Source organism: Rhizobium hidalgonense, assembly GCF_002914525.1.
Taxonomy (GTDB): Bacteria; Pseudomonadota; Alphaproteobacteria; order Rhizobiales; family Rhizobiaceae; genus Rhizobium; species Rhizobium hidalgonense.
Genome location: NZ_LODW01000050.1, coordinates 18,741 through 34,477, shown reverse-complemented (window position 1 = coordinate 34,477; position 15,737 = coordinate 18,741). Strand labels below are relative to the sequence as shown.

12 protein-coding genes and 2 pseudogenes are annotated in these 15,737 nt (G+C 59.1%); 8 read left to right on the top strand and 6 right to left on the bottom strand.

The window, feature by feature from the left end:
• Positions 1-25 precede the first annotated feature (25 nt).
• Complete coding sequence (gene eutB, locus ATY29_RS12990; RefSeq protein WP_097536549.1) at positions 26-1,009, top strand: hydroxyectoine utilization dehydratase EutB; 984 nt, start codon at positions 26-28, stop codon at positions 1,007-1,009.
• Positions 1,009-2,004, top strand: coding sequence for an ectoine utilization protein EutC (gene eutC / locus ATY29_RS12985; RefSeq protein ID WP_003567771.1), 996 nt, complete (start codon positions 1,009-1,011; stop codon positions 2,002-2,004). The genes eutB and eutC overlap by 1 nt, the downstream gene beginning before the upstream one ends.
• 332 nt (positions 2,005-2,336) lie before the next feature.
• Here the strand turns inward: eutC and ATY29_RS12980 are convergent, their stop codons facing one another.
• A complete protein-coding gene (locus ATY29_RS12980) occupies positions 2,337-3,221 on the bottom strand; it encodes a LysR substrate-binding domain-containing protein (RefSeq protein ID WP_164895889.1) in 885 nt (294 codons plus the stop codon).
• Positions 3,222-3,653: 432 nt separating this feature from the next.
• On the opposite strand from ATY29_RS12980, the gene ltaE reads away from it, so the two are divergent.
• The 5 genes and pseudogenes from ltaE (at position 3,654) to ATY29_RS12955 (ending at position 8,630) form a co-directional block, all read left to right on the top strand.
• Positions 3,654-4,691, top strand: coding sequence for a low-specificity L-threonine aldolase (gene ltaE / locus ATY29_RS12975; RefSeq protein ID WP_041686662.1), 1,038 nt, complete (start codon positions 3,654-3,656; stop codon positions 4,689-4,691).
• Between the two features lie 195 nt (positions 4,692-4,886).
• Positions 4,887-5,369 (top strand): annotated as a pseudogene (locus tag ATY29_RS12970) (ABC transporter permease); the annotation flags it as partial.
• A gap of 215 nt (positions 5,370-5,584) precedes the next feature.
• A complete protein-coding gene (locus tag ATY29_RS12965; RefSeq protein WP_165779425.1) occupies positions 5,585-7,087 on the top strand; it encodes an NAD-dependent succinate-semialdehyde dehydrogenase in 1,503 nt (500 codons plus the stop codon).
• A gap of 108 nt (positions 7,088-7,195) precedes the next feature.
• Positions 7,196-7,549: a cupin domain-containing protein gene (locus ATY29_RS12960; RefSeq protein ID WP_097536545.1), complete on the top strand. Its 354-nt coding sequence runs from the start codon at positions 7,196-7,198 to the stop codon at positions 7,547-7,549.
• A 244-nt stretch (positions 7,550-7,793) separates the two neighbouring features.
• A complete protein-coding gene (locus ATY29_RS12955; protein ID WP_037091923.1) occupies positions 7,794-8,630 on the top strand; it encodes a GNAT family N-acetyltransferase in 837 nt (278 codons plus the stop codon).
• Here the strand turns inward: ATY29_RS12955 and ATY29_RS12950 are convergent.
• From ATY29_RS12950 to ATY29_RS12935, 4 genes and pseudogenes are all read right to left on the bottom strand, one after another.
• A pseudogene (locus tag ATY29_RS12950) lies at positions 8,620-9,040 on the bottom strand (Lrp/AsnC family transcriptional regulator); the annotation flags it as partial. The gene ATY29_RS12955 and the pseudogene ATY29_RS12950 overlap by 11 nt on opposite strands.
• 101 nt (positions 9,041-9,141) lie before the next feature.
• Complete coding sequence (locus ATY29_RS12945) at positions 9,142-9,825, bottom strand: GntR family transcriptional regulator (RefSeq protein ID WP_097536543.1); 684 nt, start codon at positions 9,823-9,825, stop codon at positions 9,142-9,144.
• Between the two features lie 104 nt (positions 9,826-9,929).
• Complete coding sequence (locus ATY29_RS12940) at positions 9,930-11,300, bottom strand: aspartate aminotransferase family protein (protein ID WP_097536541.1); 1,371 nt, start codon at positions 11,298-11,300, stop codon at positions 9,930-9,932.
• An 8-nt stretch (positions 11,301-11,308) separates the two neighbouring features.
• A complete protein-coding gene (locus tag ATY29_RS12935) occupies positions 11,309-12,310 on the bottom strand; it encodes a phosphotransferase (RefSeq protein ID WP_097536539.1) in 1,002 nt (333 codons plus the stop codon).
• A 552-nt stretch (positions 12,311-12,862) separates the two neighbouring features.
• Between ATY29_RS12935 and ATY29_RS12930 the strand changes: the two genes are divergently transcribed.
• A complete protein-coding gene (locus tag ATY29_RS12930; protein ID WP_097536536.1) occupies positions 12,863-13,552 on the top strand; it encodes a haloacid dehalogenase type II in 690 nt (229 codons plus the stop codon).
• A gap of 627 nt (positions 13,553-14,179) precedes the next feature.
• Here ATY29_RS12930 and ATY29_RS12925 read toward each other — a convergent pair.
• Positions 14,180-15,607: an aldehyde dehydrogenase family protein gene (locus ATY29_RS12925; protein ID WP_097536534.1), complete on the bottom strand. Its 1,428-nt coding sequence runs from the start codon at positions 15,605-15,607 to the stop codon at positions 14,180-14,182.
• Between the last annotated feature and the right edge of the window lie 130 nt (positions 15,608-15,737).

Sequence of the window (15,737 nt, the reverse complement as noted above, 5' to 3'; positions counted from 1 at the left end):
AGAGGCCGGAGCTAGGTGAACAGACATGATTAGTCTGGAAACGATCGAGCAGGCGCGCGAGCGCATCAGCAAGCACATCCGCATCACGCCTATCGTCATGTCGGCGGCACTGTCCGAACTGGCCGGGACGCAGGTCAGCCTGAAGCTGGAGCATCGCCAGTTGACCGGAAGCTTCAAGCTTCGTGGAGCAACCAATGCCGTGTTGCAGCTCACCCAATCCGAGCGGGATAGAGGCGTTGTTGCGGCTTCCACCGGCAATCACGGACGCGCTCTGTCCTATGCCGCCGGCGCGATTGGCTCTCGAGCGACCATTTGCGTGTCGCACCTCGTGCCGGAAAACAAGGTGTCCGAAATCCGCCGGCTCGGCGCTCGCGTCCGGATCGTCGGGTCATCCCAAGATGAAGCGCAGGTTGAGGTTGATCGTCTCGTCGCGGAGGAGGGCCTCAGCATGATCCCCCCCTTTGATCACTCCTGGATCATCGCCGGCCAGGGCACCGTCGGACTTGAAATCGTCGAGGCGATGCCTGACGTCGCCGCGGTTCTTGTTCCCCTATCCGGAGGCGGTTTGGCAGCAGGTGTCGCGGCGGCGGTCAAGACGGTGCGCCCGGATGCCAAGGTAATCGGTATAACTATGGAAAGGGGAGCGGCGATGAAGGCTAGCATCGACGCGGGGCACCCGGTCCAGGTCGAAGAACATCGAAGTTTCGCCGATTCGCTCGGCGGCGGCATCGGTTTGGCCAATGCCTGGACGTACCCGATGTGCAAAACCCTCCTCGACGACGTGGTGCTCGTCAGCGAGCGCGAGATAGCCACTGGCATACGTCACGCCTATGCGTGTGAGCGTGAGATAATTGAGGGTGCTGGGGCAGTCGGCATTGCTGCGCTGCTCTCAGGTAAACTGGCGCAGGTTGAAGGCCCGATCGTCGCCATTCTTTCAGGCGGTAACATTGACATGGCGTTGCACATGAAGGTGGCCAGCGGCCTTGACACAATTGATGAGGGAGGCTGATGCCAAAAATAAGGATATTGACCGAGTCAGAGCTTCGAACCATCGTTCCGCTCGACATGGATGCGGTGGATTGCGTTGAAAACGCCTTCCGCGCATTGGCCCTGGAAAACGCGGTTCAGATGCCGCCGATTTTGCGCCTCGACGTGCCCCACAGCAGGGGCGAAGTCGATGTGAAGACGGCTTATATTCATGGTTTGAGCAGCTTTGCTATCAAGGTCAGCCCTGGTTTCTTTGATAATCCGAAGATCGGGCTTCCGAGCACTAATGGTCTGATGGTCTTGCTGTCGAGCAAAACCGGCTTGGTGGAAGCTCTCTTGCTTGACAATGGCTACCTCACCGACGTTCGCACAGCGGCCGCTGGCGCTGTCGCGGCAAACCATCTGGCACGGAAGGACGCGTCGATCGCAACGGTCTTCGGAGCGGGCGTTCAGGCCAGGCTGCAACTCGAAGCCCTCATGCTGGTGAGACCTATTCGAGAGATCCGCGTTTGGGCGCGTGATTATCGGCGGGCGCAAGCGCTTGTTGAGCAGCTCGGAGCAAGACAAAATCTTTCCATTTCCGCATTTGAGGATCCGCGAAGGGCGATCGCCGGGTCACAGATCGTCGTCACGACGACACCTGCCGACCGACCGATTGTCGATGCCTCGTGGCTCGAACCCGGACAGCACCTGACCGCCATGGGTTCGGACGCAGAACATAAGAACGAGATCGACCCCATCGCTATCAAAGCGGTAGATGTTTACGTGGCTGACAGCCTCAAACAAACGCGAAGACTTGGTGAATTGCGCCATGCCATCAACGCAGGTCTCGTCGCAAGTGATGCTGATTTTCCGGAACTAGGTCAGGTCGTTGTAGGTGCCAGACCGGGCCGCAGAAGTGCCTCGGACATCACCATAGCCGATCTTACGGGGACCGGGGTTCAGGATACCGCAATTGCCACGCTGGCGTTTGCGCGCGCCGAAGAACGAAGTGCCGGCACGTTCTTTGAAAGTTGATGCTGGTCGGCTCTTTGCCTCCGAGGCCTCAGCGACCCGAGTACCGATTCGGCGGTCTAGGTCTGCATTGGCGCCGTTCACGCTGCACTGAAGACTAGCTAGCTCAGAGTGTGCGGCGCCTGCTCCTCATACTCCATTCCTGCTATTGCCCAGAGCCCACCCGAACGAGCAGGTCCGCTCATCGACTTGAGAAAGTTTGGGACCCCCAAAGGCATAATCGAAGGTGCCGTCATGAGAAAGGTCTTTGGCCTCGCCTCTTAATCTACCCGATCCTCCGGAGCCTGGACAGCTCCGACGAATCCGGGCGAGCCGACCCATGTCCAGTGCTTCTCTCACGACGCAGCATAGAAATCTTCTTGGATAGTGGCGAGAAGCCAAGACACGAATTGATCGATTCCAGACGTCTTCCTTGCCAGCGCCGAACGAATAACGCCGTAATGTGAACCATCGGGGTGAAAGCCGAGTGGTGCGGTCAGGCGGCCTTTGCGGATATCGTCAATGGCAATAATCTTTGGGCACATGGCCACCCCAAGACCGCTGGCTGCGGCCTCCACCATCAGGAAATGATGGTCAAGAAAGCGCGTCGAGCGCGCCTTCGGCGCGTCCGGATGGGCGGCGGACCACTTCTGCCATCCATCCGGCCGGGTCTTTGCAGCAAGCGCGACATAATCGCCGGCAGCAAACCGATCCGTCATGGCGGGATGCATGACAGGACCGACTTCCTCCTCAATCAACCGTTCGATCTGCCAATTCGCATCGATCGCGAAATCGAGCCTGCGGATCGCTAGGGTGATACGGTCGCGCGCAAAATCGAACCCCCCACCACCGACAGAAAGATGAAAGTCGATTTCGGGATGGCGATCCTGAAATTCCGATAGGCGTGGGATCAGCCATCGCATGGCGACGGATCGTTCGCAAGAAATGACAATCGGCGGTGATAGGTCGACTTTGCGGATATCCTCCAGCGCCGCCGAAACCAGGGACAAAGCGTCTGTCGTCGCCTGCGCGAGCCGTAAACCGTCTCCCGTCAGCCTTAGGCCACGCCCATCAACTTCCAGCAAACGAATGTCGAGGTGTTCGGAAAGTTTCGAAACACGCCGGCTGACAGCACCGTGCGTCAAATTTAACTCAGCCGCGGCCGCACGTACGGAACCAAGGCGCGCAACGACCTCAAAGGCACGCAGGTCATCGAGGGATGGAATGTCCGAACGCTTCATTGGTGACAAACTATCACCGGTATGTTTGAAATCATATCAATTTCCATCTCGAAGTACGGAGGAACAGTCGAGGCGGGCGCTCTCCCAAAAGCAAGGCTCCTCGAATCTGCAGAGTAGGACAAGGCGGCAACGTTTCGCACGTTGTCTCCATCGAAGAGGGTAGTCGCATGCTGTAAAAGCGATGCAGCATATGTGACGCACAGGGCGGCAGCCGCTTGCAGACAGGCCGTGAAAGATCGAGCCAAAGTTCGCTGTCGCAGGCGGCGGTCAAAGGCAGTTGCAACGCCACATTGATAGGGCGCCATGACTCGTCGTGGCTAGATCGCATGATTGGTGATCTATTATCACCATAATCCGTCAGTTTATATCGATAGTCCGAGCCTATCCTTTCGCTAGTATGACCGATAAAGCCAAACCGATAGGGTCTCGATCATGCAAGCCAATGCTGCTATCCGCCTGGACTTCCGCTCTGATACGGTTACCCGTCCCACCCTTGGCATGCGAGCGGCGATGGCTGCCGCCGAAGTGGGCGACGATGTCCTTGGCGACGACCCCACGGTCCAGGCGCTCGAGGCCCGATTGGCCGCACTGTTCGGCAAGGAAGCGGGACTGTTCGTGCCAACCGGCACCATGTCCAATCTCGCTGCGATCATGAGCCATTGCCAGCGCGGCGAGGAATATCTCTGCGCAACCGGAGCTCACACCTATCTGTGGGAAGCCGGAGGCGCTGCGGTGCTGGGCTCGGTCCAGCCGCAGCCATTGCCGGTGCGCGCCGACGGCACAATCCCCATCGAGGAGCTTCACGCCGCGGTGAAGGACGATGATCCGCATTTTGCGATCACGCGACTGGTCACCATCGAGAACACGTTCGCCGGGCGGGTCCTGCCGCGCGATCATCTGGCCGAGGTCGTCGAATTTGCGCGAGAGCGGAAGCTCGCCACCCATCTCGATGGTGCGCGGCTGTTCAATGCGGCTGCGGCGCTCGGCGTTGATGTCGGGTACCTGGCAGAGGGCTTCGATAGCGTGTCGCTGTGCCTTTCAAAGGGGCTGGGGGCGCCGCTCGGATCAGTGCTGGTCGGCGATGCCCCATTGATCGCCCGTGCGCGCCGGTGGCGCAAGATGCTCGGCGGCGGAATGCGGCAGGCAGGGATAATTGCAGCGGCTGGACTGTACGCGCTCGACCATCACGTCGACCGGCTGGTCGAGGACCACGCTAATGCTCGGGTGCTCGCGCAAGCATTTGCGGGAATTGAGGGGCTGAAGGTGACCCCGCCGCAATCAAACGTGGTCTTTGTCGAGCTCTCGCCCGATCTGGCGACCCGGCTGTCCGAGGCGCTACGTGAACTCGGCATCGCGGCGAGTTTCTGGCCCGGTGGGCGAATGCGCTGGGTCACCCATCTCGATGTCAACCGTGCCGCTGTCGACGAGGCCATTGCGGCAGTGCGCGAGGTCACTGAAAGTAGGAGATGAAGACTCCCGGCGAATTGAACAGGGCAAGTTGCGCGGTCATTCCAAGGCCACTTCATCCTACGGAAGAAAGCAGGCCTCTTCTGAATCTCGAACGATTCGGGAATCAACGGGTCCTGCGCAGCGGACCTCGCCCTTGCCACCGACCTGCGCCATGGCGTTTGAGGCAGCCGCATCAACGTTGGCAAGCGGCTTCCCCTAAAGGCGCTGAACGCAATACCGCGCGTCGTGCTCGCGCCGATCTTCGTGCTGTGGCTTGGCCTTGGGCTGGTCCAAGGTGGCGCTCGCCGTAACATTGGTTTTCTTCGTCACATTCTTCAACGCAAAGCAAGGCGTGCGCGAGGTAAACCCGGTTGTGTTGTCGAACGCCCGCATTTTGGGAGGCACTCGATCGATCTCCTGCGTCATGCCTATTTCCCAGCGGCGGCAAGCTGGATTTTGTCATCGTTGCGCACCTCGGTCGGCTTCGCAGTTGTGGGAGCGATTATCCGCGAATATCTCGGCTCCTCTGCCGGGCTCGGCTATTTAATCGCGCAGGCCGAAGGCAACTTCGATGCAGTGGGTGTCTTCGCGGGCATTCTGATCCTAGCAATCTTTGTGTTGATCATCGACTTCGTTCTCGACATTGCCGAGAAGCGGCTCATCAAGCGGCGAACGAGCTGTTCCGAAAGGCCCGCCTGAACGCTCATCCGCGTCCACCGACAAAACTCCTTTCCGCAGGCGTTCTCCCTTTGCGCAGGAGGGAGAACGCCAGTGGAATTTGAGCCGTTCTGCTTATCGCAGGGCCGCGGCGTTCGGAAGATCGAAAATAATCCGCGAGACCAATTTGATCTATGTTGACACCAATCGCTAAACCAATTCTATATTGATCGCACGACGATCCTGATTGGTAGCGAATGGTGGTGAACGTGAAAGCAACTCCGACACTTGAAACGAGCCGTGCGCCTTCACAGGCGGCTGTAGCACGCGAAGCTCCCACGCAACTGTTCATCGGCGGCGAATGGGTTACTGCAAAAGGTGGCCGGACCTTCGATGTGATCGATCCTTCGACTGCGGAAGCGATCGCCACTGTTTGTGACGGCGATATCCCGGATGCAATGGCGGCCGTCGACGCGGCAGAAAAGGTGGCTGCGGCCTGGAAGGCAACGTCGCCGCGGCGGCGCTCGGATGTCCTGATGAAGTGTTTTCACCTCCTTCTCGAACACGCAGAGTGGCTGGCGCAACTGATCACGGTGGAAAATGGCAAGGCGCTTCCCGACGCGAGATCTGAGGTCGCCTACGCGGCCGAGTTTTTCCGTTGGTATGCCGAGGAGGCTGTTAGGGCTCCCGGTGAATTTGGATCAGCACCTTCGGGCGCAAACCAGATCATCGTCAGCCATGAGCCGATTGGTATCGCCGTATTGGTAACGCCCTGGAATTTTCCGGCAGCGATGGCGACCCGAAAAATCGCCCCGGCATTGGCAGCAGGCTGCACTTGCATCCTGAAGCCGGCAGCCGAGACGCCTCTGACGGCGCTCGCCATTGGAGAACTGATGCGGCAGGCAGGTGTTCCTGCCGGAGTGGTCAACATCGTTCCCACGAAAAAAGCCGGTCCTGTGGTCAGTGCAATGCTGCATGACAAGCGGGTGCGGAAGCTGTCGTTCACCGGCTCGACCGGCGTTGGGAGAATACTGTTGCGCGAGGCCGCGGACCAGGTCGTCAGCTGTTCAATGGAATTGGGCGGCAACGCGCCTTTCATCGTATTCGACGATGCCGACCTCGAAACGGCGGTCGCAGGCGCAATGGTCGCAAAGATGCGCAACGGCGGTGAGGCTTGTACGGCCGCAAACCGCTTCTACGTTCAAAGAGGAATTTCTGCTGACTTCATTCGGCGCTTCGCGGAGGAGATGGCAGCGCTCAACGTCGGGCCAGGACTGGCACCGGAGACGCAGCTTGGCCCACTGATCACCGATGCTGCGGTGACCAAGGTGGAGCGCCTGGTAGACGACGCGATCGCCAAGGGAGCCCGGCTGGTGACAGGCGGAAGCAGGTTGAGCGGCGAGGGATTCTATTATTTGCCAACCGTTCTCGCCAATGTCTCTCCGGACGCCGAGATACTTCGCGAAGAAATCTTCGGTCCGGTTGCGCCAATGATCGTGTTTGACACCGAGGACGAGGTCGTCGATCTGGCCAACGACACCGAATACGGGCTTGTATCCTATATCTTCAGCCGAGACCTCAAGCGTGTGCTTGCGGTCGCCGGCAGGCTGGAAAGCGGCATGGTCGGGATTAACCGCGGTGTCGTTTCCGACGCTGCGGCGCCGTTCGGCGGCATGAAGCAGAGTGGCCTCGGGCGCGAAGGCAGTCATCACGGCATGCTCGAATACCTCGAAACGAAGTACATCGCCGTCACCTGGTAGGTCGTCGCGAGCAAGGCCGCTTGCCAATAGCAATCATGTGCCGACGTCAGGCAGGCTCCAACCACGGAACAATGCCGCGGGTGACTGCAGCAAGAATAGGAGTGATAAATGTCCCTACTGAAAACCATCGATCCGAATCCATCCTTCGAGCCGAAACATAGAACTGCCGAGCCGGAGCGCCTGATTGCGGGCAGACCCGCCTTCAAGACGTGGCTGCAGGACACCGCCAAGGACGGCAAGGTCAATACCGGTGTTTTCGAGGCGACGCCCGGTGAAACGCACTCCATCAAGGGCGAAACATTTGAATTCTGCCATCTTGTAGATGGCGTGATCGAACTGACGGAAAAGGGCAAGGATCCGGTCATCTATCGCGCGGGCGACAGCTTCGTGATGAAGCCTGGCTACGTCGGGGTCTGGAAGACAATCGAGACCGTGCGGAAGATTTTCGTCACCGTCACCTGATCATTCGAGCAAACGATGCCGTTTTAACGTGCATCTTCGCATTTGCAGGCGGGACAGGGCGAGGCGGCAGGCAAGCCGTTTCGGCCGGCGAGACTTGAAATCGATGGGCGGTTTATCCGTCGCTCTTTACTAGGCGTGTGTATACGTGTCTCCGGTACGGCCAGGAGACTCGATTCTCCGTCACGGCTTCATAGACCTTCGCCGTTATCACTGATGAGCAGGAGACTCACGAATGGATGAACTCATGCAAACGGAATCGATCGTTCTTGCGCCTTTCGAGGCTCATCATGTGGGCGGAGCCCTCGCGCTGTCGCGTGCAGCGGGTTGGGCGCACAGGAGGGAAGACTGGGAAATGATACGGTCTCTGAGCGAAGGACGCGTTGCGCTCGCCGGCGACCGGGTTGTGGGTACCGCCCTCATGACTCCCTTCGGCGACACTTGCTCTGCCATTAACATGATTATTGTCGATGAAAGCCAACGTGGACGGGGGGTGGGAAGAAAATTGACCACCGCCGCGTTGGAACTCGCTGGTGAGCGTGAATGCCGATTGACGGCGACGAATGACGGCTTGCCTCTATATGAAAAACTCGGCTTCGTCGCGACGCACCAAATCCTCCGTCATCAAGGCATTGCCGGTCAGGTCGGTGCTCCTGACAATGTTGAGTGGATCGGGCCTGACGCGCTGCCGGCAATCAAAGCGCTCGATCGTACGGCATTCGGGGCCGACCGTGACGCGATATACAACGCCCTGGCGAATGAGGGGCGTTTTGCCGCCATCCGGAAAGGTGATCATATCGTCGCATTTGCGGCGACGCGGTTGTTCGGAAAGGGTGAAGTCGTCGGGCCCGTCGTTGCTGAAAACTCGGAACAGGCGAGGGACCTGCTTGCCTTCATCCTATCGGGCAAGGAAGGTCGCATTGTAAGAGTCGATATCCCTGAACAGACCGGCCTTTCGTCACCGCTCGCGGACTGGGGACTGCCTAAGGAGGGCAGCGTCGTTGCGATGGTTCGCGGCGCGGCGGGTCGATGTGAAACACCGGCCGTTCAAACTTTCTGCCTTGCGAGCCAAGCTATTGGCTGACGTGAAAATCCGAAGTGCGACGCGGCGACATTGCAAGCGGCAAATGCACTTTGATCAGGGGCGATTTCAAGACGACGAAGGTGAAGTACTTGTCAATGCGGATCTCCAAATCGAGGAGCTGCTCCATGATCGCCTGGCACTCGTCGATTCCGGTGGTGACAAATTTTACGAGGTAATCGTAGCCTCCCGAAACCAAATGGCATTCGATAAGCTGATCGACCCTTCTCGATCGCGCTGATAAATCTCGCGAAGTCAAGTTGACGGTGATTCTTCAGCTTGATTTCGGTGAACACCGTCAGCGTCAGTTTTGCGATATTGATCTGCGCACAGTATCCCTGGATATAGCCCTTCGCCTCCAGCTTTCTTACGTGCAACAAACAGCGACTTGGCGAGAGGTTGACCATTTCCGCACGACACATCTGCCTTTTGGCCGCGCGGCAGATGCCGCGAGGCGATCAATGCGGGATCGAGGTGGTCTTTTCCGAAGCGTCACATCCCCGGGGAGCGCTGGTCAGCGTTGATCGAGCAGTTTGATCTGGAGATCTTCCCAATGCTCCTGGAATGCATCCCGCGCCGTATCGTAGTGACGGCTCCTCAAGCTGTTGATGAGCCGCTCGTGTTCTTCCGCCATTTCTTCAGCGGTGGAGTAGAAATCCTGCCGCTGTGCGAGAAGAAGCTCGATCTCGCCCTCAAGGTCCGAATAGGTCCGCTTGAGCCGAGCGCTACCGCTGGAGGCGATGATGGCGCGGTGGAAGTCGCGGTCCGCAGCAACCAACAGGGATCTGTCGGAGGACAGAGTCGACCTGTGCATAACATCGATCGCCTCCAGCGCCTGCGATGGGATAACGCCGGTCAGCACGATCAGACGAATGGCCTCGCCCTCGATGGCGCCGCGCACGCGCGTGATATCGACAATATCGTCTGGCCCGAATTCTGGCACCACAAAGCCCCGGTTCGGTATCTGACGTAACAGTCCTTGCGTGACGAGCACCTGGGCTGCTGTACGGAATGTGTGCCGCGAGGTCGAATGCTCTTCGCACATCTTCACGTCGCGTAGGAACTCGCCCGGTCGGAAGTCCCCCGACAAGATGCGCCGTCGCAAGGCGTGCACCAGGATTTCCACCGCGCTAGCGGGCAAGGGCTCGACGTTCATCTCTGGATCTTCGGCTTGGTTCTTGGCGGGCAGCGGCGGCATGGCTTTGGCTTTGCTCGTTGTTTATGTCGTATACCTACGCCACATGCGGCGGCGCTGAGCAAGGGAGATGATATTGTACCTTCCTTGCCGCATGCTGGCGGGTCCTAGATCCTCACGGACCGAAGCGCCTCGTCGACGCCCTCGAGCAAACGCGCCGCGTTGGCCGATGTGAAGATGAGCGGGGGCCTGATCTTCAGGATATGTGCGTCCGCTCCCGTCGCGGAAATGAGGATGCGCCGGTCGCGCAGGGCATTGACCGCCGCAAGCGCACGGTCCATGTCCGGCGTTTTCCGGTCTCTGTCCCTAACGAGTTCGACGGCGAAATAGAGGCCGGCCCCGCGAACATCGCCGACAAATTCGTATTTTTTCTGCAGGTTCCGGAGGCCGTCGAGGATTTCGCCGCCGACCTTGGCGGCATTGTCCAACAGGCCCTCCTCGAGGATCGTATCGAGCACGGCTCTTGCTGCGGCGACAGCGACGGAGTTGCCGCCAAACGTATTGAAGTAGCGCATGCTGGATCCGAATTCGGCAACGAGTTCGGGCCGCAGCACCACGCCGGCAACGGGATAGCCGTTGCCCATGGGTTTGCCCATTGTGACGATGTCCGGATCGACCTTGTGACGGCTGTGGCCCCAAAGATGGGTGCCGGTCCGCCCGAATCCGGATTGCACCTCGTCGGCAATGAACAAGCCGCCCGCCTTGCGCACCACTTCCGCCACCGGCGCCAATATGTCCGTCGGATCGACGTAGAGACCATCGGAGGAGAAGACGGAGTCGGCGATGAATGCCGCTAGGCCGCCGCCATGCTGCTCAATGTCGGCGATCTGCCGCGCGACATCCTCCGCCATCCGCTGGCCAATTTCCTCGACGGGCAGTCGATAGGAATCCGGCGCCGCGACAGTGCGAAGATAGGGATCCAGAGCCGACTTTCTGCCGAGCGACGGCGAGATTGCCGCCACCGCGCCGCTGTTGCCGTGATAGGCTTCCGCCGTGACGATGACGCCTGTCTTGCGTGTGTGGTAACGCGCGATCCGCAAGGCGAGATCGTTGGCTTCCGAGCCCGTGCATGTGAACATCGCGCATCCGGTTCGGCCGAGTTCGCCACCGAACGTATTGATCAGGGCTTCGGCATAGTCCAGCAGCGGCTCCTGCATGTAACGCGTGTGGGTACAGAGTACCTCGAGTTGCTTCTGGATCGCCTCAACGACCCGCGGATGAGAGTGCCCCAGCGACACCACGTTGTTGTAGGCATCGAGATATTCGTTGCCGTGCTTGTCATAGAGGAAGACGCCCTTCGCACGGGAGATCTCAACCGGGGACTTGTAGAAGAGCCGATAAGCAGGCCCGAGCAGCCTTTGCCGCCTGGCGACATGCTCGAGATCTTCACTTGTAAGATGAGACGTGTCCTGAGGGTTGAAGCCATTTGGCATGTCGCCACGGAAGCCCTTGGGCAGGGTAGTCGCTTGTTTGGACATTGCGGTTCCTATCGTGTCAGAAGATCGGAAATCTGTGCGGTCGAAATCGAGTGAAACCACTCGAGGTGGGCCCAGCCGGCTTCGGTGTTGCGTAGGATATAGCGGCTATTCTCGGGGAAGATCTCTGCGCGCCAGCATGTCAGCAGCGCACGAACCGCAAGGCGGCCCATCGACAAAAAGGGAATGAGGCGGAGCTCCTCATCCGTCAGTTCGGCATGGCGGAGATAGCCACGCAGAACGTCGCGCGCTTCGTCGAACAGATCACGCCGGTTCCCATGGGCGAACGATTTTGGCATCTGGTTCATCAACGCCGTGGAGACATCGACGGCAATGGCGGTACGGACCGCATCACCGAAGTCGATGACGCCGGTCAGAAACTGCGGACTGGTGTGCTCGACGACCAGGTTCGACGTATTGAAGTCGTTGTGGAGCACTTGCCGCCGGCACAGATCGAGCTTCGGCTTGATTTCGGCAAACCGTTCGAGCGCACGGACGGTCCAGGCCCGCTTATCGCCCTCAGGAATGAAGCTCAACAGATCGGTGAGATCGAGCAGATGGGTGACGTCCCATGCGACCGTCCGGCCGTCTGCGGGGTGCGAGAAATCGGCCATGGAATGGCGCAGCTTTGCCAGGATTTCGCCGATCCGTTCACGCTGTGGGGCTGTGCAAGATGTCCGGTCGAGCGGGGTGCCGGCAAGGAAGGTTATAAGGCGCACGACTCGCCGATCGCCGCCGCTCGTAGTGACGATTGGCAAATCCGCCCCGTCGACATCGCCAAATGTGCGGGGGATTGGTAGATCAGGGGCTCGCTTCTCCAAATGGCGCATCAGCGACACCTGGAAATCGAGTTCCTCGATCCGCTCAGAAGGATGAGCGATCTTCAATACAAACTTCCCCTGGGCGGCGCAGTCGAGGAGGAACGTGTCGTCCTTTTCTGTTTCAAAGCGCGTTGCCGAGCCGCGCGTGCCATATAGCCGCTCGGCGATTCGTTCGGCTTCCGCAGCGCCCACGGAATGGCACGCCTCTGAAAGCTCAGGGACGCGGGCTGGCCCGTACTGATGCTTGTGACCCATAACTCATTTATATCCTGAAGTTCGATGACCTCAGTATCTCATACTTCAATTTTTGTACAACAATTTATTTCGATGATGAATCTAGTCAGCCTTAGCTTTTTTTGATGGTTGCAGGCCAAAATGTGAGAAAAGGCAACAAAATTAATAACATGCTTGGCTTGCGGTGACGGCATGGAGTAGCAACGTATACACGTCGACTGAGCGCTCGACGATGAAAATCCAAAAAATGGTTGGACAATAAGTTGATATCACCTCAAAGTTATGCCAGTGTGCTCCCACTGGTCGAAATGCAGCGAACAAGTCGGATTGATCCGCTTTGGTGGATTGGCCCGGTATCTAAAAAGGCAGAAGAAATGACCAGATTCGCAAAGGTATCTGCCGCGTCCGCATTGGGTCCGTCGGGACCGCGACCTCTTAGAAAGGCGGCATGCCCGCCAAAATGACCTGGACAGGCACACCGTGCCATGAAAATTGGAAGGAATACACGCGATGACTCAATTTCGGCCGAAGTACGTGACCTTCGATTGCTACGGCACGCTCACCAATTTCGACATGGCCGGCGCGGCGCGACGCGTCTACAGCGAGCGCCTCTCCCCTGAAGCGATGGCAGCCTTCGTCGAGGCTTTCAAGGGCTATCGCCTTGACGAGGTGCTAGGCCCATGGAAACCGTTCGTCGAAGTGGTACACAATTCAATCGAACGCACCTGCAAACGTATCGGTATCCCGTTCAAACCCGAAGACGCGCAACGCATCTATGACGAGGTGCCAACCTGGGGTCCGCACCCGGACGTCCCGGCTGGCCTGTCCAAAGTGGCCAAGGAAATTCCGCTGGTCATCCTGTCGAACTCCATGAACAGCCTGATTATGTCGAACGTGGAAAAGTTGGGCGCACCCGTCCATATGGTAATCACGGCAGAAGAAGTCGGGGCATACAAACCTCTGATGAAGGGCTTCGAATACATGCTCGACAAGCTCGGCTGCGGACCGGAAGACATCACTCATGTGTCCTCATCCTTCCGCTACGACCTGATGACCGCCTATGACCTGGGCATCAAGAGCAAGGTCTGGGTCAACCGCGGCCATGAGCCCGCCAATCCCTATTACGAATACACCGAGATCAAGGACATCGGTGGACTAGCTGCCGCCGTTGGCCTGGAGCCAACCCTCAAGCGCGCCTGAAAAGCCAAGGCTCAGGCGCTGTGACGACAAGGAGATCGGGGCCGTCCGTTGGCCCCTTCTCTTTCGCCTGAAGGGAGCAAGCATGGCCTTTCGGGGGACCCCATCCGCACGCGTGATCTGCTGGCGTTAGAGGACGGTGTGATCCGAGCTTGACGCAACGGCACGTCGGACTTAGCACGCGTTTGTTGCGCGGTCGCTGTCGATTTCCGCTTTCGATTGCCGGTGCTGTTCCTCAACAACCGTTTTAGGCACGCACAGCGGTCGTCCGAAGCGTGTGGGAGTGACTGACCGGCTCAATCTTTACGGTTGGATTGGTCAAACCACCGATCCCATTCACCCGACCTTTCGATGCTCCTATCGATGCAGCGGACAGCCTTCCGGGTACGATCGGCGAGTTCGAAATCCACGGGTCGGCTGGTCTTTTTCTGAATAAGTGAAAACGTGAAACTGATCTTCGACCCCGCTCGGCCTGTGCTGACGCGGGGATGTCGTTCACAGGCGACGGCATCTTCAGAGCGGTCGATCCCACGCGATCATCCGTGATCGCGCGTAGCTGGATCTCCCGTTTGACTGTATTCGCAGCCCCTTGCGCAGGCATCCGAAACGGCTACACCGCACAGTAACCATTCACTCGTTCGCGAAGCCGGCTATGCCCTTGATCTCGGTAAACTCTTGCAGTCCGAACTTCCCGTATTCCCGACCGTTGCCGGATTGCTTGTAGCCGCCGAAAGGGGCGGCGCTGTCCCAGGCGGAGTTGTTGAGGCGAACGCTGCCGGCGCGCAGCCTGCCTGCGAGCGCTCGCGCCTCCTCTGGATCGCCCTGAATGTAGGCCGCTAGACCGTAAGGCGTATCGTTCGCGATTGCGATCGCTTCATCCTCACTGTCATAGCCGATGATCGACAGCACCGGGCCGAAGATTTCCTCCCGCGCGATTGTCATCTGGTTGGTCACGCGGGCAAACACCGTCGGGCGCACGTAATAGCCGGAATTGAGATGCGAAGGGCGACCAGGGCCGCCGGCGATCAGCTCCGCTCCTTCTGCGATGCCGCGTTCGATCAAAGCTTGGATCTTGTCGAACTGGGCGCCGCTTGCGACCGGACCGAGGTCGGTGCAAGGGTCAGATGGGGGGCCGACAACCAGCGCAGCAGCCTCTCTCGCAGCGATCGAGCTTGCTTCCTCCATTCGCTCCGCAGGCACCAACATTCGGGTGGGCGCAGTGCAGGTTTGGCCGGAATTGCCGAAGCACCGGCGTACGCCGGCGGCGACCGCGCCTGAGAAGTCGGCGCTGCGCAGGATGATGTTCGGCGACTTGCCGCCGAGCTCCTGATGCACTCGCTTGACGGTCGGTGCCGCCGCCTGCGCAACGGCAATGCCAGCGCGCGTCGACCCGGTGAAGGATACCATATCCACATCCGGGTGGCTGGCCAGGGCCGTTCCGACCGTAGGCCCATCGCCATGAACGAGGTTGAAGACGCCTTTCGGCACGCCGGCTTCATCCATGATCTCGGTAAAGATCACCGCGTTGAAGGGAGCGATCTCCGATGGCTTCAGGACCATGGTGCATCCCGTGGCGAGCGCCGGAGCGACCTTGCAGGCGATTTGGTTGATCGGCCAGTTCCACGGCGTGATCATCGCGACGACCCCGACCGGCTCGCGTGTGATGCAGGTGGTCCCCTGCATGTAGTCGGAGGCAAAGGTCTCGAAGGCTTTGATCGTCTGTTGGAAATGGAGCGCGCCGATGCCGGCCTGCTCGGCCCGGGCCATGGCGAGCGGCGCGCCCATTTCCCGTGAGATGATGTCGCCGAGCTCGTCATTGCGGCGCTTCAGGATCGTTACGATTCGCCTCAGCAGTTCGATGCGCTCTTCCTTGGATGTCTCCGAGAAGGAGGCAAAGGCTCGCCGTGCGGCCGCGACCGCTTTTTCCGTGTCGGCGGCACTGCCGAGGGCGATCGTGCCCATCGGCTCTTCGGTCGAGGGATCGATGACCTCAAGTGTTTTCGAAACGGACGGCTCAACCCATTTACCGTCGATATAGAAGCTGTGGGCGTGTTTCACTGGTGGCTCCTTGAATGGCTCTGATCTATCCCTCTGCCGATTGAAATACCGATCCGCCCCGCGGCCGGAACTGTTTGCATTTGTGAGAGAGGATATGAGAATCGCAGGCGTCGAACGCGATCGGGGTGGT